Genomic DNA, 21,524 nt, shown 5'->3' with positions numbered 1-21,524 from the left:
CCGCCCCGGGGCACCGCGTAACGTGCGGTGCATGAAGATCCTCATCAGTGCGGACATGGAGGGTGCCACCGGCGTCACCTGGCCGGCCGACGTGCTCCCGGGGACGCCGCAGTGGGAGCGGTGCCGGTCCATGTTCACCTCCGACGTGAACGCCGCCGTGCTCGGCTTCTTCGACGGCGGCGCCGACCAGGTGCTCGTCAACGAGGCCCACTGGACCATGCGCAACCTGCTCCTGGAGCAGCTCGACGAGCGGGTCGAGATGCTCACCGGCCGGCACAAGTCGCTCTCCATGGTGGAGGGCGTCCAGCACGGCGACGTCGACGGCATCGCGTTCATCGGCTACCACGCGGGCGCCGGCATGGAGGGCGTCCTCGCCCACACCTACCTCGCGAACCAGATCACCGGGGTGTGGGTGAACGACGTCCGCGCGAGCGAGGGTCTGCTCAACGCGCACGTCGTCGCCGAGTACGGCGTCCCCGTCGTGCTCGTCACCGGCGACGACCTGGCCTGCGAGGACGCCCTCGGGTACGCGCCCGAGGCGCTGAAGGTCGCGGTCAAGGACCATGTGTCCCGGTACGCGGCGGTCTGCCGTACTCCGGCCCGCACCGCCACCGACATCCGCGCCGCGGCCAAGGAGGCCGCACGGCTCGCCGTCCGGTACGAGCCGGTGCGGGGCGGCCCGTTCGCGGTCGCCGTCGAGTTCGACGCCGAGCACCTGGCGATGGCCGCGACCGTCGTGCCGGGCGTGGCACGCGTCGGCGAGCGCAAGGTGGCGTACACCAGCGACACCATGTACGAGGGAATCCGTACCTTCAAGGCGGTCACCACGATCGTCTCGGCCGCAGTGGAGGAGCAGTATGGCTGACCAGCAGGCCCTGGACGAGGTGGTGGAGTTCACCTCCGGCCTGATCCGCATCGACACCACCAACCGGGGCGGCGGCGACTGCCAGGAGCGGCCGGCGGCCGAGTACGCGGCCGAGCGGCTGGCCGGGGCGGGCCTTGAACCCCTGATGCTGGAGCGGACCCGGGGGCGGAGCAATGTGGTCGCCCGGATCGCGGGCACCGACCCGTCCGCCGACGCGCTGCTGGTGCACGGCCACCTCGACGTGGTGCCGGCCGAGGCCGCCGACTGGAGCGTCGACCCGTTCTCGGGTGAGATCCGAGACGGCGTGGTGTGGGGCCGCGGCGCCGTCGACATGAAGAACATGGACGCGATGATCCTCGCGGTCGTCCGCTCCTGGGCCCGGCAGGGCGTACGGCCCCGCCGGGACGTCGTCGTCGCGTTCACCGCCGACGAGGAGGCCAGCGCCGAGGACGGCTCCGGGTTCCTCGCCGACGAGCACCCGGAGCTGTTCGAAGGCTGCACCGAGGGTGTCAGCGAGTCGGGCGCCTTCACCTTCCACGACGGCTCCGGGCGGCAGATCTACCCGATCGCAGCGGGGGAGCGGGGCACCGGCTGGCTGAAGCTGACCGCGCGCGGCCGGGCCGGACACGGCTCCAAGGTGAACACGGAGAACGCGGTCACCCGGCTCGCCGCCGCCGTCACCCGCATCGGCGAGCACGAGTGGCCGCTCAGGCTCACCCCGACCGTGCGGGCCGCGCTCGGCGAACTCGCCGCCCTGTACGGCGTCGACGCCGACTTCGAGGACGTGGACGGGCTGCTGAGGAAGCTGGGCCCGGCCGCCAAGCTGGTCGAGTCCACCGTCCGCAACAGCGCCAACCCGACGATGCTGGACGCCGGTTACAAGGTCAACGTCATCCCGGGCGAGGCGGTGGCCTACGTGGACGGACGGTATCTCGCGGGCGGCGAGGAGGAGTTCCGCGCCACCCTCGACCGGCTCACCGGGCCGGACGTGGAGTGGGAGTTCGCCCACCACGAGGTCGCCCTGCAGGCCCCCCTGGACTCGCCCACCTACGCGAAGATGCGGGCGGCCGTCGAGGAGTTCGCGCCCGAGGGGCACGTGGTGCCGTACTGCATGTCAGGCGGCACGGACGCCAAGCAGTTCTCGCGGCTCGGTATCACCGGCTACGGCTTCGCACCGCTGAAGCTCCCCGAGGATCTCGACTACCAGGCGCTCTTCCACGGCGTCGACGAGCGCGTCCCCGTCGAGGCGCTGCACTTCGGTGTCCGTGTCCTCGACCGGTTCCTGCGGACGGCCTAGACGATGGGGGAAGACATGAAGCAGCCGTACGGTTCGTGGCCCTCGCCGATCGACGCGGCGCTGGCCGCGGCGCACGACGGTCAGCCGGAGTGGGTGGGCTTCGTCGGCGACGAGGTCTGGTGGACCGAGCCCCGGCCCGCCGAGGGCGGCCGCCGGGCCCTGGTGCGGCGCACGGCCGAGGGCACCGAGGAGTCGGTACTGCCCCCGCCGTGGAACGTGCGCACCCGCGTCATCGAGTACGGCGGCCGGCCGTGGACCGGAACGGTCCAGGACGGCGCGCCCCTGGTGGTGTTCGCGAACTTCGCCGACCAGCGGCTGTACCGGTACGAGCCCGGCGGCGAGCCGCGCCCGCTCACCCCTTCGTCACCGGTGGCGGGCGGACTGCGCTGGGCGGAGCCGCGGGTGGACCTCGCCAGGGGCGAAGTGTGGTGCGTGCTGGAGGAGTTCACCGGGGAGGGACCGGACGACGTACGGCGCGTCCTGGCCGCCGTACCGCTGGACGGCTCGGCCGCCGAGGACCGGGCAGCCGTACGGGAACTCGTCCCGGAGAAGCACCGGTTCGTGACCGGGCCCCGGCTCTCGCCCGACGGCCGCCGGGCCGCCTGGCTGGCCTGGGACCATCCGCGGATGCCGTGGGACGGCACGGAGCTGCTCGTCGGCGAGGTCGGTGACGACGGCACCCTGCACACGGTCCGCACGGTCGCCGGCGGCCCCGAGGAGTCCGTCGCGCAGGTGGACTGGGCCGCCGACGGTGCCCTGCTGTACTCCAGTGACCGCGGCGGCTGGTGGAACCTCTACCGCGACGGCACCCCGCTGTGCCCGCGCGAGGAGGAGTTCGCCGGGCCGCTGTGGAAGCTCGGCCTGAACTGGTTCGCGCCGCTGGACAACGGCCTGATCGCGGTCGTGCACGGCCGCGGGGCCGCCGGACTCGGGATACTGGACCCCGAGTCCGGCGAGGTCGTCGACGCCGCCGGACCGTGGACCGAGTTCGGGTCCACCCTCGCGGCCCACGGCGAGCGGGTCGTGGCGATCGGGGCCGGCCCGCGCACCGGGCCCGAAGTGGTGGAACTGGACACCCGGATCGGACGCGCCCGGGCCATCGGCGCCCGCCACCGGGACGCCGTGGACTCCGGGTACTACCCGGAGCCCGAGACCCGTGTCTTCACCGGCCCCGGCGGACGCGAGGTGCACGCCCACGTCTACCCGCCGCACCACCCCGGCCGCACCGCCCCCGACGGCGAACTGCCGCCGTACGTCATCTGGGCGCACGGCGGCCCCACCGGCCGGGTGCCGTGCGTACTCGACCTGGAGATCGCCTACTTCACCTCGCGCGGCATCGGCGTGGCCGAGGTCAACTACGGCGGCTCCACCGGGTACGGCCGCGCCTACCGGGAGCGGCTGCGCGAGCAGTGGGGCGTGGTCGACGTCGAGGACTGCGCGGCCGTCGCCCTCGCCCTCGCCGAGGAGGGCACCGCCGACCGCGGCCGGCTCGCCATCCGGGGCGGCAGCGCGGGCGGCTGGACCACCGCCGCCTCCCTGACCGGGACGGACGTGTACGCCTGCGGCACGATCATCTACCCCGTCCTGGACCTCGCCACCTGGGGACCGGGGGAGACCCACGACTTCGAGTCGCGCTATCTGGAGTCGCTGATCGGCCCGCTCGCCGAGGTCCCCGACCGGTACGCCGAGCGTTCGCCCACCGCGCACGCCGACCGGCTCAGCGCGCCGTTCCTGCTGCTCCAGGGCCTGGACGACGTGATCTGCCCGCCCGCCCAGTGCGAGCGCCTGCTCGCCGGCATCGAGGGCCGGGGCGTGCCGCACGCCTACCTCACCTTCGAGGGGGAGGGGCACGGCTTCCGGCGGGCCGACACCATGGTGCGCGCCCTGGAGGCCGAACTCTCCCTCTACGCCCAGGTGTTCGGGCTGGACCCGACCCCGGCCGTGCCGAAGCTGGAGCTGGGCACATGAGGGACGGGCACACCGGCCGACCGCGCCGGCCGGACCGGCTGGCCCCCGGCGCGCGGGTGGCCGTCGTCGCCCCCAGCGGGCCGGTGTCCGAGGAACGGCTCCAGGCCGGTCTCGACGTGCTGCGCGGCTGGGACCTGGACCCGGTGGTCGCGCCCCATGTGCTGGACCGGCACGGGGAGCTGGGTCACCTGGCGGGCACCGACGCCGACCGGGCGGCCGACCTGCAGCACGCCTGGTGCGATCCCGCCGTGGACGCGGTGCTCTGCGCCCGCGGCGGGTACGGCGCCCAGCGCATGGCCGATCTGCTCGACTGGGAGGCGATGCGCGCGGCCGGTCCGAAGGTGTTCGTCGGTTTCAGCGACATCACCGTGCTGCACCAGGCGTTCGCCACCCGGCTCGGCCTGGTCACCCTGCACGGGCCGGCCGCCGCGGGCGTCGACTTCATCAAGAACGCGCGGGCGCAGGAGCATCTGCGGGCCACCCTGTTCGCACCGGAGACCGTCCAGGCCCTCGCCTCGGGCCGCCCCGCGCTGGCGCCCGGGCGGGCCCGCGGGGTGACCCTCGGCGGCTGTCTCAGCATGCTCGCCAGTGACCTCGGCACGCCCCTGGCCCGCCCCGGCGCCCGTGGCGGACTGCTGCTGCTCGAGGACGTGGGGGAGCAGCCGTACCGCGTGGACCGGCTGTTGACCCAGCTCATGCGCTCCGGCTGGCTCGACGGCGTCGCCGGGATCGGACTCGGCTCCTGGCGGGACTGCGGACCGTACGGCGAACTCCGCGCGGTCCTCGCCGACCGGCTCGGCGGGCTCGGGGTGCCGGTCGTCGAGGAGATCGGATTCGGGCACTGCGACGGCGCGTTGACGGTGCCGTTCGGAGTGACGGCCGAACTCGACGCCGACGCGGGGACCTTGACGCTGGACGAACCCGCGCTGCGCTGACCCGGTACCGGCCGGTCCCGCACGCGGTGGGGCCCGGCCGGAACCGGGACAGCGCGCCGCCGTGGCCCGGCCGGTGACGCGTAGGCTGGCCGGATGCCGCACACCGCAGCCCACTACCTCGCCACCGGCCCCCGCGTGGGCATCCGTGCCTTCACCCTCGAGGACGGCCCCGAGTTCACCGCCCGGGCCAGGGAGAGCAAGGACCTGCACCGGCCGTGGCTGTTCCCGCCGGACACCGGCGAGGGCTACGCGAATTACGCCGGGCCGCTCATCAAGGACCCGGCCAGGGCCGGGTTCCTCGTGTGCGAGAAGGACACCGGGGACATCGCCGGGTTCATCAACATCAACAACATCGTCCGGGGCGGCTTCCAGTCAGGTGCCCTCGGCTACGGCGCCTTCGCCCACGCGGCCGGCCGGGGACTGATGCGCGAGGGCCTCGACCTGGTGATCGGCTACGCGTTCGGGGCGCTCGGACTGCACCGGCTCGAGATCAACGCACAGCCGGAGAACGCCGCCTCCGTCGCGCTGGCCCGCGGCGCCGGCTTCCGCCTGGAGGGCTTCTCACCGGCCATGATCTTCATCGACGGCGCCTGGCGCGACCACGAACGCTGGGCACTGACCACCGAGATGCGCACCGGCAACTGAACCCGTCGTCCGGCTGAGGAAGATCCCCATGCGAACGCTCGTCCTGCTCGACGCCCCCTCCAACCTGGGCCTGCGCCCGCCTGCCCCCGGCACCGTCCCGGGCTGCTACAAGCTGGCGGGAGCCCTCCGCGAGCAGGGCCTGCTGCGGCGGCTCGGCGCACGGGAGGGCGGGGTGGTCGTACCGCCCCGCTACGACCGCGGCGACTGGCGGGAGGGCGACGGCGTGTTCAACGCGGCCGCGCTCGCCGGGTACACCGTGCGGCTCGCCGACCGCGTCGAACGCCACCTGCGCGCCGGGGAGTTCCCCGTCGTGCTCGGCGGCGACTGCTCCATCCAGCTCGGCGCCTCCCTCGCCATGCGCCGGCTCGGCAGGTACGGGCTCGCCGCGATCGACGCCTCGCACGACTTCCGGCACCCCGGGAACTCCGGCCGGATCGGCGCCGCGGGCGGCGAGGAGGTCGCGATCGGCACCGGACGCGGGCAGGAGGACCTGACGGACCTGGAGGGCCTGCGGCCCTACCTCAGGGACGAGGACGTACGGTTCTTCGGCATCCGCGACGCCTTCACGGACGACCTGGCCGAACTCGCCTCACTGAAGATGCCGGTCGCCACCGTCGGCGGTATCCGCGCCGAGGGCGCCGGGGCGGTCGCCCGCGCCGCCGCCGAGGCCTTCCGGGCACCCGGACTCGACGGCTTCTGGGTCCACCTGGACGCCGACGTCCTCGATCCGTCCGTGATGCCGGCCGTCGACAGCCCCGACCCGGACGGCCTGCTGCCCGCCGAACTGGAGGAACTGCTGCGCCCGTTGCTCGCCTCCCCGCGCTGCGTGGGTCTCAACGTCACCATCTACGACCCCGACCTCGACCCCGAGGGCACGGCGGGAGCCCTGCTGGCCGATCTCGTCGTGGCCGCCTTTGCGCAATCCTGACCGGCAGATCCCCTGGCCGACTCGCCGCACGCCGGGTTCCATGGTCATCGTGACGAGGATCCGACGTGAGGTCATCACCCTGCCCGCCGCGCGGTTGGGCCCCGACAACCCCCTGCCCCCGCTCCGTCCCCTCGACGAGGTGCACCATGTCGACGACCGGGACCGCGGGGACGTGCCCCGCGACATGGCACGGCAGCTCGACTACGAGCCGTTGCGCAGCCTGCTGCCGGTGCGGGTGCGCGACGGGTACGGCAGAGAGCGCGAACCCCGCGCCCTCCAGGCCCTGGTGATCGAGAACGACCGGCTGCGGGCCACCGTCCTGCCCGGCCTCGGTGGCCGGATCGCCTCCCTGGTCCACCTGCCCACCGGACGCGAACTGCTGTACCGCAACCCGGTGTTCCAGCCCGCCAACTTCGCGCTCAACGGCGCCTGGTACTCCGGTGGCATCGAGTGGAACATCGGTGCCACCGGCCACACCACCCTGTCCTGCGCCCCCCTGCACGCCGCCCGCGTCTCCGCCCCCAACGGCGGCGACATGCTGCGCCTGTGGGAGTGGGAGCGGCTGCGTGACCTGCCGTTCCAGGTCGACCTGTGGCTCCCCGAGGGATCCGACTTCCTGTACGTGGGCGTCCGGATCCGCAACCCGCACGAGCACGCGGCGCCCGCCTACTGGTGGTCCAACATCGCCGTCCCCGAGGACCGCCGGGTCCTCGCCCCCGCCGACGAGGCCTGGCAGTTCGGCTACGAGCGCCGGCTGCGCCGGGTGCCGGTCCCCAGCCACGACGGCATCGACCGCACCCGCCCCCTCAACAGTCCCTACGCCGCCGACTACTTCTACGAGGTCCCGGACGGACGGCGCCGCTGGATCGCGGCGCTGGACGCGGACGGGCACGGGCTGGTGCAGACCTCCACCGACGTGCTGCGCGGCCGGAAGCTGTTCGTGTGGGGCAGCGGCCCCGGCGGCCGACGCTGGCAGGAATGGCTGACCGAGCCCGGCACCGGCGGCTACTGCGAGATCCAGGCCGGCCTCGCCCGCACCCAGCTCGAGCACGTCCGGCTGGAACCCGAGAGCGAGGTGTCCTGGCTGGAGGCGTACGGCCCGCTGGACGCCGCTCCCGACGGCCCCTCGTGGCCGGCGGTCGTGCGGGGGGCCGAGGACCGGCTGGCGTCGGTGCTGCCGCGGGCCCGCGTCGAGCGGGCGTACTCGGACTGGAGGCCGTACGCCGACACCGAACCCGGCGAGCGGCTGGCCACCGGCTCCGGCTGGGGCGCGCTCGAGGTCCTGCGCGCCGACTGGAAACTGCCCGGCACGCCGTTTTCCGAGTCCACCCTCGGCGAGGCGCAGGAGCCCTGGCTGGAACTGCTGCGCACCGGGTCGCTGCCGGAACCGCGCCGGGTCCGCCCGCCTGGCGGGACACTGGTCGCCCCGCACTGGCGGGACATGCTGGAGACGGCGCCCGCCACCCCGCACACCGAGTACCACCTCGGCATCGCCCAGTGGCACGCCGGGGACCGCGCCCAGGCGGTGCGCAGCTGGGAGCGGGCCGTGCCGCTCGCCCCCTCGCTGTGGCCGCTGCTGCGCTGCCTGGCCGTCGCCGACCAGGAGTCCGGCCACCACGAGCGGGCCGCCGACCGGTACGCGGAGGCCTTCGACGATCTGTGCCGCGAACGCCGCGACGACGGCGAGGCCTGGACCGCCGCCGTGGCCGCGCTGGGCCGCGAGGGGCTCCGGGCGCTGCTGCGGACGGGGCGCACGGCGCAGGCCCGCGCGGTGTGGGAGCGGCTGCTGCCCGCGGTGCGGCAGCGCGGCGCGTTCCGCTTGCTGGAGGCGGATCTGCTGCTCGCCGAGGGGCGGCGGGCGGACGCCCGGGCCGTCCTCGACGAAGGGTTCGAGGTGGCGGACCTCCGGGAGGGCGCGGACGTGATCGAGCTGCTGTGGGCCCGGCTCACCGACGAACCGCTGCCCGCCCGCCTGGACTTCCGGATGCGGCCGGACGCCGGCTGAGCGGGAGGCCGGCTCAGCCGCTCTGGTCGACGTACTCGAAGATCGAGCCGTCCGGGTGCATCGCCAGCAGGTTTCGGCCCGCCGGGGTCGGCACCGGCCCGGCGATGACCCGGGCGCCCAGGTCGGTCAGCAGCCGGTGCGCCTCGGTCACGTCCTTGACGGCGATCGTCGCCGTGACCTTGCGCAGCACCTCCAGCTCCGCCTCCGGGCCGCTCATCAGAAGGAAGGAGCCGATCGCGGCCACCTGCACCCCACCGCGTTCGAACCGGAGCGCCCGGCCGCCGGCCAGCCTCTCGTAGAAGGGGATCGCGGTGTCGAGGTCGTCGACGCAGATGCGCAGTGTGGCGCCCAGAATCTCCATGCGCACGAGCCTAGTTGGGACGCCCGGACCGGCACAGTCCGAGCCCCCGGCGGGCACCGGGCGATGCCGTTACCGCCGGGATCGGACGGGTAGGCGTATTACATGGACCGTTTGGATCACCTGGAACATCTGGACAAGCACCTCGTCGAAGAGCTGGCACAGGTGGCACGCGAGACGGTACGCGACGAACTGCGCGAGCAGAGCCGCAAGCAACGCCGCACCGCCATGCTCTACGCCGCCTCGGGCGCCGTCGCCCTGTACGCGGGCGGCGCCCTGGCGCTCGCGGTTGGCCTCGCCCTGGCGGTGGGCCTGCCGGGCTGGGCGGCCGCACTGATCACCGCCGCGATCCTGGGCGCCCTCGCCTACGTACTGCGCGGCGCCGCCCACCCGAAGCACGGCCACGGCCCCGCCCGGACGGCGGCCACCCCCTACCCCCCGATGCCCACCGAGCCGCCGGACGAAGTCCCCCACCACAGGGCCTGACCCCACCCCCGCGCCCGGCAGGGGCGCGGGGAACCGCGCGCCCCCGCCGGGCGCAACCCACCCGCACCCGACAATGCACCACGCCGCCTATGACCCCCGAGCCATCCAAGCAGGCGCCGACTCAGCAGGGGCGCGGGGAACCGCGCGCCCAGCCACACTCAACCCGCACCCGAAAGCCCGAAAACGCACGGCCCTCACCCGAGCCGCGGCAGCACCTTCGTGCGGTAGAAGTCGAAGAACCCCTTCTGATCCGGCCCGATCTGGTTCACGTACACCCGGTCGAAGCCCGCGTCGGCGAACGCCCGCAGCGCCGAGACATGCTCGTCGACGTCGTCGCCGCACACCGACTTCTCCCGCACCATGTCCTCGGTGACCAGCTCCGCGAGCTGCTCGAAGTGCCGGGGCGAGGGCAGCACCTGGCCCATCTCGCCGGGCAGCAGCTCGTTGTACCAGAGCTCGCGCACCGTCCGCACACAGTCGTCGCGGTCGGCGCCGTAACAGACCTTCGTACCGCCGCTGACCGGCTTGACCCCGCCGCCGCCCTTGCGGAACTGGGTGACCATCTCCTCGTCCGGCATCATCGTGATGTAGCCGTCGCCCACCCGCGCGGCCAGCGAGGTGGCCTTCGGGCCGAAGCCGGAGATGTCGATCGGGACGGGCTCGTCCGGGATCGTGTAGAGCCGGGCGTTCTCCACCGTGTAGTGCGTGCCGTGGTGGTTGACCTCCTCGCCGGTGAACAGCCGGCGCATCACCTGGATGGACTCCTCCAGCATCTCCAGGCGCACGTGTGCCGGAGGCCACCGATCACCGAGGATGTGCTCGTTCAGCGCCTCGCCGGTGCCGACCCCGAGCCGGAAGCGGCCTCCGGTCAGCACCGCGCTGGTCGCCGCGGCCTGTGCCAGCACCGCCGGATGGATGCGTACCGTCGGGCACGTCACCGCCGTCTCGATGGGCAGCGACACGGCCTCCGACAGCGCGCCGATCACCGACCAGACGAACGGGCTCTGCCCCTGCGCGCCGTTCCACGGGTGGTAGTGGTCGGAGATCCACAGTGCCTGGAAGCCGGCCTGTTCTGCCATCCGGGCCTGTTCGATCAGCTCGGCCGGGCCGTGCTCCTCGCAGGCCAGGAAGTAACCGTATTCGGGCATGACAGACACCTCCGCGCGACCGCACGGCCGGGGTCGCGACTGGTGGGGATCGCAGGGACCCGGGCCGGGTAACCGCCGCCGACCGGGCGAAACGCGGGCACGACCGGCGTCCGGGTGAGCCGGGCGGCGTTTGGGTGCGGTTGCCCCGGTTACGCGGAAGGCCTGGAGGGAGCCACACCGCCGGAGGGACACCCGTGAGTCGAGCACGTGTCGTGATCGTCGGCGCCGGCTTCGCCGGGTACCGGGCCGCCCGCACCCTCGCCCGGCTGACCCGCGGCCGCGCCCAGATCACGCTGCTCAACCCGACCGACTACTTCCTGTACCTGCCGCTGCTGCCCCAGGTGGCCGCCGGGATCCTGGAGGCCCGTCGGGTCACCGTCTCGCTGCTCGGCACTCTGCGCGGGGTGCGGCTGGTCCTCGGGGAGGCCACCGGCGTCGACCTCGACCGGCGCACCGTCCACTACCGGGACCCCGAGGACGGCACCGGGACCCTCGGCTACGACCGGCTCGTGCTGGCCGTCGGCAGCGTCAACAAGCTGTTGCCCATCCCCGGCGTCGCCGAGCACGCACACGGGTTCCGCGGGCTTCCGGAGGCGCTGTACCTGCGGGACCACGTCACCCGGCAGGTGGAACTCGCCGCGATCGAGGACGACCCGGAGGCGCGCGCCGCGCGGTGCACCTTCGTCGTGGTCGGTGCCGGCTACACCGGCACCGAGGTTGCCGCGCAGATGCGGATGCTCACCGACCACCTGGCCCGCCGCGACCTGCCGGGTCTGGCACGGCCCCGCTGGATCCTGCTGGACACGGCGCCCCGCGTGCTGCCGGAGATGAACGAAAGGCTCTCCCGCACCGCCGACCGGGTGCTGCGGGCGCGCGGCGTCGACGTCCGCACCGGCACCTCGGTGAAGGAGGCCACCCACGACGGCGTACTGCTCACCGACGGCGACTTCGTGGCGTCGCGGACCCTGGTCTGGTGCGTCGGGGTCCGCCCGGATCCGCTGATCGAGGCCGTCGGACAGCCGCTGGAGCGGGGCCGGCTCATCGTCGATCCGTACCTCCAGGTGCCGGGCCGCACCGAGGTGTTCGCCTGCGGGGACGCGGCGGCCGTACCGGACCTGGAGCGCCCCGGCGAGTTCACCCCGATGACCGCCCAGCACGCCTGGCGGCAGGGCAGGGTGGCCGGCGAGAACGTGGCCGCCTCGCTCGGCCTCGGCCGGCGCCGGCGCGCCTACCGTCACCGCGACCTGGGCTTCGCCGTGGACCTCGGCGGGGTACGGGCCGCCGCCAACCCGTTCGGTGTCCCGCTGTCCGGCCCGCCGGCCGGCGCGGTCACCCGCGGCTACCACCTGGCCGCCCTGCCCGGCAACCGCCTGCGCGTGGCCGCCGACTGGCTGCTGGACGCCGTACTCCCGCGCCAGACCGTGCAGTTGGGCCTAGTGCGGTCCTGGTCGGTCCCGCTGGACACGGCATCCCCCGAGTTGCCCCGGGTACCCGGCGGCCCCGGACAGCCGGGCGAGGGCGCACACGACGGCGACGGCGGCGAACCCGCCGCGAGCCGGCCCGTCGAGCGGCCCGCCGGGAGCCGGCCCGCGGACGCGCCCGCGGCGGACCGGCCCGCATCAGCACCGCCCACCGGCCATCCCGCCCCGGGCCCGGTCCGGCGCACCGACCCCGAGGATCCGGCGGACCGCCGGGACCCACCCGAACCAGCAGAAGGAGATTCATGAACACCGCCGAACTCGCCGAACTCGGGCAGCAGTTGCGTGTGGACAGCGTGCGGGCCGCCGCCGCGGCGGGCTCCGGGCATCCCACCTCGTCGATGTCCGCCGCCGACCTGATGGCCGTCCTGCTCGCCAACCACCTGCGCTACGACTTCGAGCGCCCCGAACACCCCGCCAACGACCGCTTGGTGCTCTCCAAGGGCCATGCGTCGCCGCTGCTGTACGCCGCGTACAAGGCGGCCGGCGCGGTGGAGGACGGCGAGCTGCTGACCTTCCGCAAGCTCGGCAGCCGCCTGGAGGGGCACCCGACCCCGCGCCGGCTGCCGTGGGTGGAGACCGCCACCGGCTCGCTCGGCCAGGGCCTGCCGGTCGGCGTGGGCATCGCGCTCGCCGGGCAGCGGCTGGACCGCACCGGCTTCCGCGTGTGGGTGCTGTGCGGGGACAGCGAACTGGCCGAGGGCTCCGTCTGGGAGGCGGCCGAGCACGCCGCGTACGAGAACCTGGACAACCTCGTGGCCATCGTGGACGTCAACCGGCTGGGCCAGCGCGGCCCGACCCGGCACGGCCACGACCTGGACGCCTATGCCCGCCGCTTCCAGGCCTTCGGCTGGCACACCATCGAGATCGACGGCCATGACGTCGACGCGATCGACCGGGCGTACGGAGAGGCCCTGTCGACGAGCGGACAGCCCACCGTGATCCTCGCCCGCACCCTCAAGGGCAAGGGCGTCGCCTCCGTCGAGGACCGCGAGGGCCTGCACGGCAAGCCGCTGCCCGAGGCCGACGAGGCCATCGCCGAGCTGGGCGGACCGCGGGACGTGCGCGTCCGGGTCAACGAGCCGGCCGGCGCGGCGACGGTCCGCTCCCTCAACGCCGAGGTGGTCCGGCTGCCGCGGTACGACAAGGGCGAGGAGGTGGCCACCCGGGACGCCTTCGGCAAGGCCCTCGCCGCGCTCGGCTCCGCCCGGGGCGACGTCGTCGCGCTGGACGGCGAGGTGGGCGACTCGACTCGCACCGAGGTGTTCGCCAAGGAGCACCCCGACCGCTTCTTCGAGTGCTACATCGCCGAACAGCAGCTCGTCGCCACCGCGGTCGGCATGGCGGCCCGCGGCTGGGTGCCGTACGCCTCGACGTTCGCGGCCTTCTTCAGCCGCGCCCACGACTTCGTCCGCATGGCCTCCATCAGCGGCAGCGGGATCAACCTGGTCGGCTCGCACGCCGGCGTGGCGATCGGGCAGGACGGGCCCTCTCAGATGGGCCTTGAGGACCTGGCGATGTTCCGGTCCGTGTACGGCTCGACCGTGCTGTACCCGTGCGACGCCAACCAGACGGCCCGGCTGGTCGCCACCATGGCCGGCCTCGACGGCGTCCGCTATCTGCGCACCTCACGCGGCAAGAGCCCGGTGATCTACGGCCCCGAGGAGGAGTTCCCGGTCGGCGGCAGCAAGGTGCTGCGCTCCGGCGAGCGGGACCGGCTGACCGTCGTCGCGGCCGGGGTCACCGTCCACGAGGCCCTGGCGGCCGCCGACCGGCTCGCCCAGGACGGCATCGAGGTCCGGGTGATCGACCTGTACTCCGTGAAGCCCGTCGACGGCGAGACCCTGCGCCGGGCCGGCGAGGAGACCGGCTGCCTGCTCACGGTCGAGGACCACCACGAGGAGGGCGGCCTCGGTGACGCCGTCGCCCAGGCGTTCGCCGACGGCCGGCCCGTGCCCCGCCTGGTGCGGCTCGCGGTGCGCACCATGCCGGGCTCGGCCGCGCCCGACGAGCAGCTCAACGCCGCCGGCATCGACGCCGCGGGCATCGCGGCCGCGGCGAAGCTGCTGGTCGAGGAGGCGGTCGTGGGATGAGCGACGACGACGCGCGGACGATACGGGCGGGCCGCCGCTCGGTGCGCGTCCGGCGGCCCGGGAAGGTCCTCCTCCCGGGCGGCGCCCAGGGGTACACCAAGGGCGATCTCGCCGACTACCACCGGTCCGTCGCGCCGTATCTGCTGCCGCACCTGCGGGGCCGTCCGCTGATGCTGGAACGGTATCCGGACGGCCTCGACGGCCCCCGCTTCATGCAGAAGAACACCCCCGGCCACTACCCGGACTGGATCACCCGGTCCGAGGTCGCCAAGGAGGGCGGCACGGTGACGCACGTCGTCTGCGACGACACCGCCACCCTGCTGTACCTCGCCGACCAGGCCTGTCTCACCCTGCACCGCTGGCTCTCCCGCACCGACCGGGCCGGCGGCCCGGACCACCCCGACCGGCTGGTGTTCGACCTCGACCCCGCCCCGGCGCCCGACGGGCCCGGCGGCAGCCCCGAGGAGGGCTTCGCCGCCGTACGGGAGGCGGCCGGCGTACTGCGCGAGCTGCTGGACGAGCTGGGCCTGCCCGCGGCACCCATGACCACGGGCTCGCGCGGACTGCACCTGGTCGTCCCGCTGGACGGCCGCCACGACTTCGACGAGGTACGCCGGTTCGCCCGCGACGTGGCCGAGTTCGCCGAGGCCGCGCACCCCGACCGGCTCACCACCGCCGCGCGCGTCCGCGACCGCGGCGACCGCCTCTACCTCGACGTGCAACGCAACGGCTACGCGCAGACCGCCGTGGCCCCGTACACCGTGCGCGCCCTGCCCGGCGCGCCGGTCGCCGTACCCCTAAGCTGGGAACAGGTGGCCGATCCAGGCGTCCACGCCCGCCGCTGGACCATCGCCGACGCCGCCGACCAGGCCCGCACCGACCCGTGGGCCGCACTGCCGGGCCGGGGACGCGCCCTCGGACCCGCCCAGCGCCGCCTCGCGGGACTGAAGGGCTGACGGCGGCCGGCCGTGGCCGGTTCCGGGCCCGCGCTCACCATCTGTGACCTGCGGCTTCGAGAACCCGTACCCCCGGAATGTTTGGCCAAGGGATGAGCGGCCACACGCAGGGGAGAGGTGGCCATGACGAACACAAAGAACACGCATCAGTCACAGAATTCACAGAATTCACAGGATGAGCGGAACGCGTCCCAGGCGGACGACGACGCGCCGCGGGGCGCGGCCACCGGCCGGCGGCCGCGTCCCATGGAGGTGCTGCGCGAGGCCCGCGCCCAGCTCGCCGAGCTGACCGGGCTCCAGCCGGAGTCGGTGTCCTCCTTCGAGCAGACCGAGAGCGGATGGTCGCTCGATGTGGAGGTCCTCGAACTCGAGCGGGTGCCGGACACCATGAGCCTGATGGCGAGTTACCAGGTGGAGCTGGACGAGGACGGGCAGCTCACGGGCTATCGCCGCGTCCGCCGTTACGAACGCGGACGGTCGGACGCGCGCGGCCGCTAGACCGCCCGTCCCCCCCGTGTGCGGCACCCACCGGCGCACCGCTTGTCCGAACACCGAGAGAAGGAGGAACGGCCGGCATGACCGTTGTACCGGCACAACAGAGCGGCGGCGGAGGCGGCAGCAGCGGCCTCTACGACGTACTGGAACTGGTTCTGGACAGGGGGCTCGTGATCGACGCGTTCGTCCGTGTCTCCCTGGTCGGCATCGAGATCCTGAAGATCGACGTCCGCGTCGTCGTGGCCAGCGTCGACACCTATCTGCGCTTCGCCGAGGCGTGCAACCGCCTCGACCTGGAGTCGGGTCCGAACAAGAGCCCCGGCCTGCCCGAGATCGTCGGCGAGGTCACCGAGTCCGGCGCCCGCGGCAAGAGCAAGGGCGCGCTGTCGGGGGCCGCGGAGACCATATCCGGCGCCTTCCAGCAGGCCCGTGACGAGGGGCAGGAGGGTCAGAGGGAGTCCCGTCCGCGGGCCCGCAAGACCGCGGCCCGGCGTAAGGAGGAGTCGGAGTGAGCACCTACGTCTACGGCATCACCGCCCGCTCGCACCCGGCGCTTCCCGACGGCATGTCCGGCGTCGGCGAGCCGCCGCTGCCGGTGCGCGTGCTGACGGCCGGTGACCTGGCGGCCGTGGTCAGCGACGCGCCCGAGGGGCTGCGGCCCAAGCGCCGCGACCTGCTCGCGCACCAGAACGTGCTCGCCGAGACCGGCGCGGCCGGCTGCATCCTGCCGATGCGCTTCGGCAGCGTCGCGCCCGACGACGACTCCGTCACCCAGGTGCTCGGCGAGCGCGCGCAGCACTACCTGGAGCGGCTGCGGGAGCTGGACGGCAAGGTCGAGTACAACGTCAAGGCCACGCACGTCGAAGAGGCGGTCCTGCACCGCGTGATGGCCGAGAACGCCGAGGTGCGCTCCCTGGCCGAGGCCAACCGGCAGTCCGGCGGCGGCAGTTACGACGACAAGATCCGTCTCGGTGAGATGGTCGCGGCCGCCGTCAAGGCCAAGGAGGCCGAGGACGCGGCCGAGGTGCGCGCCGCCCTCGAGACGGCCGGCGCCGACATCAGCGTGGGCCCCGAGTCGACCGGCTGGCTCGTCAACCTGTCGTTCCTGGTGGCCCGGGACACGGCCGAGGAGTTCCTGGCCGCGGTCGAGCAGGTCCGCACCAGCCACCCCCATCTCGATCTGCGGGTCAACGGGCCGCTCCCGCCGTACAGCTTCGTGGAGCCCGGTCCCGCCGCGCCCGCGGACAGCACGGCCGGCGCCGACGCCGGAGCGCACTGACCCAGGTCCGGCCCGAACGGAAAGGAGGGACATCGTGGGACTGATCAGCGAGGTGCTGCTGCTGCCGTTCGCACCGGTCCGCGGCGCCGGATGGGCGATCGAACAGGTGTACCGCGAGGCGGAGCGCATCTACTACGACCCCGCCACCGTACGGGCCGAACTCGCACGCCTCGAGGAGGAGCTGGAGGCGGGCGAGATCACCGAGGAGGAGTTCGACCGCCGCGAGGACGAACTGCTCGACCGGCTGGAGACCGCCCTGCGCTCCGGCGAAACCACAGGCAACGGGACGACGTGATGAATCGATCGGGACTCGGCCTCGCGATAGGGGCCGGATACCTTCTGGGACGTACGAAGAAACTGAAAATGGCCCTCGCGGTCGGCTCCCTGGTGGCCGGCAAGAAGCTGAACCTCGGCCCGCGGGGCCTCGCGGAGCTGCTGAACCAGCAGCTCCGCGACAACCCGCAGTTCAAGGAGATCGGGGATCAGCTCCGCCAGGATCTGCGCGGCGTCGGCAAGGCCGCCACCGGGGCGATGGCCGAGCGGCAGATGAGCGCGCTCGCCGACCGGCTGCACGGCCGTACCAGCGCGGTGCGCGACCAGCTCTCCGGCGTGGTGCCCGGCAACGGGTCCGAGCCGGAGGAGACGGAGGAAGAGGACGACGGAGCCCGCGAGGACTCCGCCGGGCGGGAGGACGAACAGCCCCGTCGCGAGGCGCCTGCGAAGAAGGCGCCCGCCGGGAAGGCCCCCGCGAAGAAGGCCGCGGCGAAGAGCACGGCCGGCCGGACGGCCGCCAAGAAGGCGGGCGCGGCCCGCAGAACGGCCACGAAGAAGACGGCCGCGGCCGGCGGCAGCCGTAACACCGGCCGGTCCCGGCAGTCGAAGGGCGGCGATGACCGATGACCGAGAGTGTTGGATCCGCGACGTCAGCCGCCGGCAAGGCCGCGGGCGGAGCGGCCACGAGCAACCCCCTGACCGATCTGGCGCACAGTGAGGCGGCGGACCGGCTCAAGGCGGAGGTGCAGGACTACCTGGCCGCCCAGGCGCAGAAGCTGCTGACCGGCTTCGGCCGCAAGCTCGGCGAGACCACGGGCAAACTCAACGACATCGCCGAGGGCAACAGCCCGGGCTTCGCCAAGCTCGCCCTGAACGCCGGCCGCAAGGTCGCCGAGGGCAAGGGCCCGCTGCGCTCCGCGCTGGAGCTCGGTGCCTCGCACGCCAAGGACACCGTCATGGACAAGCTGAAGGGCCTGGGGGGCGGCAAGGGCAAGGGCAAGCGCGGGGGAGGCAACAAGCCCACGGTGATCATCGAGTCCATCGACGTCGGCGTGCCGGTGCGCACTGCCTACGACCAGTGGACCCAGTACCAGGACTTCAGCACCTTTGCCAAGGGTGTGAAGAGTGCGAGCCGCATCGACGACACGACCTCCGACTGGAAGGGGAAGATTTGGTGGTCCACCCGCAGCTGGAAGGGCCTCACCGTCGAGCAGATCCCCGACTACAAGATCCAGTGGTCGTCGGAGGCCGCCAAGGGCACCCACAAGGGCGTCGTCACCTTCCACCGGCTCGACGACAACCTCACCCGCATCCTTCTGGTCATGGAGTACTACCCGAGCGGCTTCTTCGAGAAGACCGCCAACATCTGGCGTGCTCAGGGCCGCCGGGTCCGCCTCGACTTCAAGAACTTCGACCGCTACATCACCCTCAAGGGAGAGGCGGAGGACGGCTGGCGCGGCGAGATCCGCGACGGTGAGGTGGTCCGCAGCCACGAGGACGTGGTGGCCGAGGAGGAGTCCGAGCAGGAGAAGTCCGAGCAGGAGGAGCCCGAGGAGGGCGAGGAGCCCCAGGAGTCCGCGGAGCCCGAAGAGGGCGAGGAAAGCGAGGAGCCCGAAGAGGGCGAGGAGGGCGAGGAGGGCCGCGAGCCCGCCGCCGAGGACGAGAACGGGGAGGCCTACGAGGACGAGGAGAAGCCCGAGGAGGAGGAGTACGAGGACGAGGAGGAGGGCCCCTACGAGGACGAGGACGAGTACGAGGAGGAGCCCGAGGGGGAGGAGTACGAGGAAGAGGAGGAGCCTGAGCACTCCGGAGGCAGGAGCCGTCGATGACGACTGCCAGCCGGTTCCCCGAGCCCTACGGCCAGAGCGGCAGCGGGGCCAACCTCGCCGACATTCTGGAACGGGTGCTCGACAAGGGCGTCGTCATCGCGGGCGACATCAAGATCAACCTGCTCGACATCGAACTCCTCACCATCAAGCTCCGGCTCGTCATCGCCTCGGTCGACAAGGCCAAGGAGATGGGCATCGACTGGTGGGAGACCGACCCCGCGCTGTCCTCCCGCGCCCGCCAGAACGAGCTGGCAAAGGAGAACGCCGAGCTCAGGGAGCGGCTGGAACGGCTCCAGGAACTGGCACCCGGCAGCGTGCCGACGGAGGAGGAGGCCCAATGAGCGCACTGCGGTACGTCTACGCCGTCTGCCGGCCTCTCGACGCGCCTCTGCAGGCCGAGCTGACCGGTATCGGGGGTGCCCCGCCGGCGCTGCTGCACCACCACGGGCTGGTCGCGGTCGTCAGCGCGGTGCCGGAGGCGGACTTCGACGAGCAGGGGCTGCGGTCCCGTCTCGAGGATCTCGACTGGCTCAGTGCGACGGCCCGCGCCCACCAGGGCGTGATCGCCGCGCTCAGCACGGTCACCACCCCGCTGCCGCTGCGCCTCGCGACCGTCTTCCGGGACGACAGCGGCATCCGGGCGATGATCGAGGCCCGCGAGGACGACTTCCGGCGCGCCCTGGACCGGCTCGAGGGCCGGGTGGAGTGGGGCGTGAAGGTGTTCGTGGAGTCCGAGCCCGCCGAGCCCGCCGTCGCGCCGGCGGCGAAACCGGCCAGCGGCCGTGACTATCTGCGCAGCCGCCGGCGGCACAGCGAGGCGCACGAGGAGAGGTGGCAGCGGGCGGAGTCGTTCGCGCGCTCCCTGCACGAGCGGCTCAGCGAGCACGCCGAGGACTTCCGGATGCATCCCGCGCAGAACTCGGCGCTGTCCGGGGCGTCGGGGCAGAACGTGCTCAACGCGGCCTATCTGGTGCCGCGTGCGAGCTGCGAGGAGTTCGTGGAACTGGTGGACCGCACGAAGGACGAGACACCCGGCATCCGGGTGGAACTCACCGGGCCGTGGGCCGCGTACTCGTTCAGCGGGGAGGAAGCGTGACCGTCGTCGAGCGACGTGAGATCGCACTCGTGGACCTGCTGGACCGGCTGCTGGCCGGCGGGGTCGTCATCACCGGGGACCTGACGCTGCGGATCGCGGACGTCGACCTCGTCCGCATCGATCTCAACGCGCTGATCAGCTCCGTGAACGAGACGGTGCCCTCACCCTTCGAGGAGTTGCTGTGAGCACCCGCAACCGGCTCGACCTGGAGCCCGACACGGTCGAACGCGACCTGGTCAAACTGGTGCTGACCGTGGTGGAACTGCTGCGCCAGCTCATGGAGCGGCAGGCGGTGCGCCGCTTCGACACCGGTGAGCTGACCGAGGACCAGGAGGAGCGGATCGGGCTCACCCTGATGCTCCTGGAGGAGCGGATGGCCGAACTCCGGGACCGCTACGGGCTGCGGCCCGAGGACCTGAACCTGGACCTCGGGCCGCTGGGGCCGCTGCTGCCCCGCCAGTGAGCCGGGCGGCCCCGGGATTCTCCCGGGGCCTCCTCCCGGGGCCGCGGTCAGGCCGCCTTACGGCACAGGATCTCGCCGTGCAGGACACCGAACCAGGCGTCCTCCCGCCGGCCCCAGTCCCGCCAGGCCGCCGCCGCGGCCCGCAGCCGCTCCGGTGTGGCGTGCCCGCCCCGTACGGCCCGGTCGGCGTAGTCCGAATCCACCGTGCGGTCGGCCCACAGCCCGCTCCACCAGGCGCGCTCCTCGGGGGTGGCGAACGTCCAGGTGCTGGAGGTCGCCGTGACCTCCGTCAGGCCCGCGGCCAGCGCCCAGGCCCGCAGTCGTCGGCCCGCGTCCGGCTCACCGCCGTTGGCCCGGGCGACCGCCTCGTACAGGTCGAGCCAGTCGTCCAGGCCCGGCAGCACCGGGTACCAGGTCATCGCCGCGTAGTCGGCGTCGCGCACCGCGATGTACCCGCCGGGCTTCGTCACCCGGTGCATCTCGCGCAGCGCCGCCACCGGGTCGCCGACGTGCTGGAGCACCTGGTGGGCGTGGACCACGCAGAACGTGTCGTCGGGGAAGTCCAGGGCGTGGACGTCGGCGACCGTGAAGTCCACGTTCGTCAGGCCACGCGCCCCGGCGGTCGCCCGGGCCCGCTCAAGGATCGCGGGAGCCCGGTCGGCGCCGGTGACATGACCCTCGGGGACCAGCGCGGCCAGGTCGGCGGTGATGGTGCCGGGGCCGCAGCCGATGTCCAGGATCCGCATGTGGGGTTTCAGCACGCCGAGCAGATAGGCCGCGGAGTTGGCGGCGGTGCGCCAGGTGTGCGACCGCAGCACCGACTCGTGGTGCCCGTGCGTGTAGACGGCGGTGTCCCGCGTTTTCGGCATGGCTGTGCCCCTTCGCCCCTCGTCGACGTCGCTCGCGGCGGGGCCTTGCGACCCCGTC

Annotated in this window: 24 protein-coding genes; 21 read left to right on the top strand and 3 right to left on the bottom strand. The window is 73.2% G+C overall.

Going from position 1 to position 21,524, the window contains the following annotated elements; genetic code table 11:
* Nucleotides 1-31: 31 nt before the first annotated feature.
* The 7 genes from AB0924_RS12330 to AB0924_RS12300 all read left to right on the top strand — a co-directional run bounded on the left by AB0924_RS12330 (nucleotide 32) and on the right by AB0924_RS12300 (nucleotide 8,643).
* A complete protein-coding gene (locus AB0924_RS12330) occupies nucleotides 32-865 on the top strand; it encodes a M55 family metallopeptidase (protein WP_366911328.1) in 834 nt (277 codons plus the stop codon).
* A complete protein-coding gene (locus tag AB0924_RS12325; protein ID WP_366911327.1) occupies nucleotides 858-2,162 on the top strand; it encodes a M20/M25/M40 family metallo-hydrolase in 1,305 nt (434 codons plus the stop codon). The genes AB0924_RS12330 and AB0924_RS12325 overlap by 8 nt, the downstream gene beginning before the upstream one ends.
* A gap of 3 nt (nucleotides 2,163-2,165) precedes the next feature.
* Nucleotides 2,166-4,130 carry a prolyl oligopeptidase family serine peptidase gene (locus tag AB0924_RS12320; protein ID WP_358927789.1) on the top strand — a complete coding sequence of 655 codons (1,965 nt, stop codon included), beginning with the start codon at nucleotides 2,166-2,168 and terminating at the stop codon, nucleotides 4,128-4,130.
* Nucleotides 4,127-5,065 (top strand): LD-carboxypeptidase, encoded by a 939-nt coding sequence (locus AB0924_RS12315; RefSeq protein WP_358927791.1) that lies wholly within the window; start codon nucleotides 4,127-4,129, stop codon nucleotides 5,063-5,065. The genes AB0924_RS12320 and AB0924_RS12315 overlap by 4 nt, the downstream gene beginning before the upstream one ends.
* A gap of 93 nt (nucleotides 5,066-5,158) precedes the next feature.
* On the top strand, nucleotides 5,159-5,710 hold the full coding sequence (locus AB0924_RS12310; RefSeq protein WP_358927793.1) for a GNAT family N-acetyltransferase: 552 nt from the start codon (nucleotides 5,159-5,161) through the stop codon (nucleotides 5,708-5,710).
* Between the two features lie 28 nt (nucleotides 5,711-5,738).
* Nucleotides 5,739-6,638 (top strand): arginase family protein, encoded by a 900-nt coding sequence (locus tag AB0924_RS12305; protein WP_366911326.1) that lies wholly within the window; start codon nucleotides 5,739-5,741, stop codon nucleotides 6,636-6,638.
* A gap of 40 nt (nucleotides 6,639-6,678) precedes the next feature.
* On the top strand, nucleotides 6,679-8,643 hold the full coding sequence (locus AB0924_RS12300) for a DUF5107 domain-containing protein (RefSeq protein ID WP_366911325.1): 1,965 nt from the start codon (nucleotides 6,679-6,681) through the stop codon (nucleotides 8,641-8,643).
* Nucleotides 8,644-8,656: 13 nt separating this feature from the next.
* On the opposite strand, the gene AB0924_RS12295 is transcribed toward AB0924_RS12300, so the two are convergent.
* A complete protein-coding gene (locus tag AB0924_RS12295) occupies nucleotides 8,657-9,004 on the bottom strand; it encodes a VOC family protein (protein WP_358927799.1) in 348 nt (115 codons plus the stop codon).
* Between the two features lie 102 nt (nucleotides 9,005-9,106).
* Between AB0924_RS12295 and AB0924_RS12290 the strand changes: the two genes are divergently transcribed.
* Nucleotides 9,107-9,487, top strand: a complete 381-nt coding sequence (locus AB0924_RS12290; RefSeq protein ID WP_358927801.1) for a phage holin family protein — start codon at nucleotides 9,107-9,109, stop codon at nucleotides 9,485-9,487.
* Nucleotides 9,488-9,681: 194 nt separating this feature from the next.
* Here AB0924_RS12290 and AB0924_RS12285 read toward each other — a convergent pair whose 3' ends face one another.
* Nucleotides 9,682-10,635: an LLM class F420-dependent oxidoreductase gene (locus AB0924_RS12285; protein ID WP_358927803.1), complete on the bottom strand. Its 954-nt coding sequence runs from the start codon at nucleotides 10,633-10,635 to the stop codon at nucleotides 9,682-9,684.
* Nucleotides 10,636-10,829: 194 nt separating this feature from the next.
* Between AB0924_RS12285 and AB0924_RS12280 the strand changes: the two genes are divergently transcribed.
* The 13 genes from AB0924_RS12280 (at nucleotide 10,830) to AB0924_RS12220 (ending at nucleotide 20,597) form a co-directional block, all read left to right on the top strand.
* Nucleotides 10,830-12,362: an NAD(P)/FAD-dependent oxidoreductase gene (locus AB0924_RS12280; protein WP_358927805.1), complete on the top strand. Its 1,533-nt coding sequence runs from the start codon at nucleotides 10,830-10,832 to the stop codon at nucleotides 12,360-12,362.
* On the top strand, nucleotides 12,359-14,206 hold the full coding sequence (locus tag AB0924_RS12275) for a transketolase (RefSeq protein ID WP_358927807.1): 1,848 nt from the start codon (nucleotides 12,359-12,361) through the stop codon (nucleotides 14,204-14,206). Before AB0924_RS12280 ends, AB0924_RS12275 begins: the two co-directional genes overlap by 4 nt.
* On the top strand, nucleotides 14,203-15,162 hold the full coding sequence (gene ligD, locus AB0924_RS12270; RefSeq protein ID WP_358927809.1) for a non-homologous end-joining DNA ligase: 960 nt from the start codon (nucleotides 14,203-14,205) through the stop codon (nucleotides 15,160-15,162). The genes AB0924_RS12275 and ligD overlap by 4 nt, the downstream gene beginning before the upstream one ends.
* A 123-nt stretch (nucleotides 15,163-15,285) precedes the next feature.
* Nucleotides 15,286-15,660, top strand: a complete 375-nt coding sequence (locus tag AB0924_RS12265) for a gas vesicle protein (RefSeq protein WP_358927811.1) — start codon at nucleotides 15,286-15,288, stop codon at nucleotides 15,658-15,660.
* A 77-nt stretch (nucleotides 15,661-15,737) separates the two neighbouring features.
* Nucleotides 15,738-16,169 (top strand): gas vesicle structural protein GvpA, encoded by a 432-nt coding sequence (locus AB0924_RS12260; protein ID WP_358927813.1) that lies wholly within the window; start codon nucleotides 15,738-15,740, stop codon nucleotides 16,167-16,169.
* Entirely contained in the window at nucleotides 16,166-16,936 is a 771-nt protein-coding gene (locus AB0924_RS12255) for a GvpL/GvpF family gas vesicle protein (protein ID WP_366911324.1), read from the top strand. Before AB0924_RS12260 ends, AB0924_RS12255 begins: the two co-directional genes overlap by 4 nt.
* A 34-nt stretch (nucleotides 16,937-16,970) precedes the next feature.
* Entirely contained in the window at nucleotides 16,971-17,231 is a 261-nt protein-coding gene (locus AB0924_RS12250) for a gas vesicle protein GvpG (protein ID WP_358927817.1), read from the top strand.
* The gene (locus tag AB0924_RS12245; protein WP_366911323.1) at nucleotides 17,231-17,836 is read left to right on the top strand and encodes a DNA primase; all 606 of its coding nucleotides are present in this window, start codon (nucleotides 17,231-17,233) and stop codon (nucleotides 17,834-17,836) included. Before AB0924_RS12250 ends, AB0924_RS12245 begins: the two co-directional genes overlap by 1 nt.
* On the top strand, nucleotides 17,833-19,038 hold the full coding sequence (locus tag AB0924_RS12240; protein WP_358927821.1) for an SRPBCC family protein: 1,206 nt from the start codon (nucleotides 17,833-17,835) through the stop codon (nucleotides 19,036-19,038). The genes AB0924_RS12245 and AB0924_RS12240 overlap by 4 nt, the downstream gene beginning before the upstream one ends.
* Nucleotides 19,035-19,379 carry a gas vesicle protein gene (locus AB0924_RS12235; RefSeq protein ID WP_366911322.1) on the top strand — a complete coding sequence of 115 codons (345 nt, stop codon included), beginning with the start codon at nucleotides 19,035-19,037 and terminating at the stop codon, nucleotides 19,377-19,379. The genes AB0924_RS12240 and AB0924_RS12235 overlap by 4 nt, the downstream gene beginning before the upstream one ends.
* A complete protein-coding gene (locus tag AB0924_RS12230) occupies nucleotides 19,376-20,134 on the top strand; it encodes a GvpL/GvpF family gas vesicle protein (RefSeq protein ID WP_366911320.1) in 759 nt (252 codons plus the stop codon). The genes AB0924_RS12235 and AB0924_RS12230 overlap by 4 nt, the downstream gene beginning before the upstream one ends.
* On the top strand, nucleotides 20,131-20,319 hold the full coding sequence (locus AB0924_RS12225) for a gas vesicle protein (protein WP_143638825.1): 189 nt from the start codon (nucleotides 20,131-20,133) through the stop codon (nucleotides 20,317-20,319). The genes AB0924_RS12230 and AB0924_RS12225 overlap by 4 nt, the downstream gene beginning before the upstream one ends.
* On the top strand, nucleotides 20,316-20,597 hold the full coding sequence (locus AB0924_RS12220) for a gas vesicle protein K (protein WP_358927828.1): 282 nt from the start codon (nucleotides 20,316-20,318) through the stop codon (nucleotides 20,595-20,597). The genes AB0924_RS12225 and AB0924_RS12220 overlap by 4 nt, the downstream gene beginning before the upstream one ends.
* 47 nt (nucleotides 20,598-20,644) lie before the next feature.
* Here the strand turns inward: AB0924_RS12220 and AB0924_RS12215 are convergent, their stop codons facing one another.
* Nucleotides 20,645-21,466 carry a class I SAM-dependent methyltransferase gene (locus tag AB0924_RS12215; protein ID WP_366911319.1) on the bottom strand — a complete coding sequence of 274 codons (822 nt, stop codon included), beginning with the start codon at nucleotides 21,464-21,466 and terminating at the stop codon, nucleotides 20,645-20,647.
* Nucleotides 21,467-21,524 lie beyond the last annotated feature (58 nt).

The sequence above is a fragment of the Streptomyces sp. NPDC047869 genome (genome assembly GCF_040704065.1).
Classification (GTDB): Bacteria; Actinomycetota; Actinomycetes; order Streptomycetales; family Streptomycetaceae; genus Streptomyces.
The sequence above is the reverse complement of the archived record's forward strand: the minus strand, read 5'-3'. Positions and strand labels throughout refer to the sequence as shown.

Coding starts and splice junctions, on each gene's coding strand:
- AB0924_RS12285 (WP_358927803.1), bottom strand. CDS start 10,635: ATGCCCGAATACGGTTACTTCCTGGCCTGCGAGGAGCACGGCCCGGCC.
- AB0924_RS12305 (WP_366911326.1), top strand. CDS start 5,739: ATGCGAACGCTCGTCCTGCTCGACGCCCCCTCCAACCTGGGCCTGCGC.
- AB0924_RS12230 (WP_366911320.1), top strand. CDS start 19,376: ATGAGCGCACTGCGGTACGTCTACGCCGTCTGCCGGCCTCTCGACGCG.
- AB0924_RS12295 (WP_358927799.1), bottom strand. CDS start 9,004: ATGGAGATTCTGGGCGCCACACTGCGCATCTGCGTCGACGACCTCGAC.
- AB0924_RS12290 (WP_358927801.1), top strand. CDS start 9,107: ATGGACCGTTTGGATCACCTGGAACATCTGGACAAGCACCTCGTCGAA.
- AB0924_RS12235 (WP_366911322.1), top strand. CDS start 19,035: ATGACGACTGCCAGCCGGTTCCCCGAGCCCTACGGCCAGAGCGGCAGC.
- AB0924_RS12215 (WP_366911319.1), bottom strand. CDS start 21,466: ATGCCGAAAACGCGGGACACCGCCGTCTACACGCACGGGCACCACGAG.
- AB0924_RS12330 (WP_366911328.1), top strand. CDS start 32: ATGAAGATCCTCATCAGTGCGGACATGGAGGGTGCCACCGGCGTCACC.
- AB0924_RS12265 (WP_358927811.1), top strand. CDS start 15,286: ATGACGAACACAAAGAACACGCATCAGTCACAGAATTCACAGAATTCA.
- AB0924_RS12315 (WP_358927791.1), top strand. CDS start 4,127: ATGAGGGACGGGCACACCGGCCGACCGCGCCGGCCGGACCGGCTGGCC.
- ligD (WP_358927809.1), top strand. CDS start 14,203: ATGAGCGACGACGACGCGCGGACGATACGGGCGGGCCGCCGCTCGGTG.
- AB0924_RS12245 (WP_366911323.1), top strand. CDS start 17,231: ATGAATCGATCGGGACTCGGCCTCGCGATAGGGGCCGGATACCTTCTG.
- AB0924_RS12240 (WP_358927821.1), top strand. CDS start 17,833: ATGACCGAGAGTGTTGGATCCGCGACGTCAGCCGCCGGCAAGGCCGCG.
- AB0924_RS12325 (WP_366911327.1), top strand. CDS start 858: ATGGCTGACCAGCAGGCCCTGGACGAGGTGGTGGAGTTCACCTCCGGC.
- AB0924_RS12275 (WP_358927807.1), top strand. CDS start 12,359: ATGAACACCGCCGAACTCGCCGAACTCGGGCAGCAGTTGCGTGTGGAC.
- AB0924_RS12310 (WP_358927793.1), top strand. CDS start 5,159: ATGCCGCACACCGCAGCCCACTACCTCGCCACCGGCCCCCGCGTGGGC.
- AB0924_RS12300 (WP_366911325.1), top strand. CDS start 6,679: ATGGTCATCGTGACGAGGATCCGACGTGAGGTCATCACCCTGCCCGCC.
- AB0924_RS12320 (WP_358927789.1), top strand. CDS start 2,166: ATGGGGGAAGACATGAAGCAGCCGTACGGTTCGTGGCCCTCGCCGATC.
- AB0924_RS12260 (WP_358927813.1), top strand. CDS start 15,738: ATGACCGTTGTACCGGCACAACAGAGCGGCGGCGGAGGCGGCAGCAGC.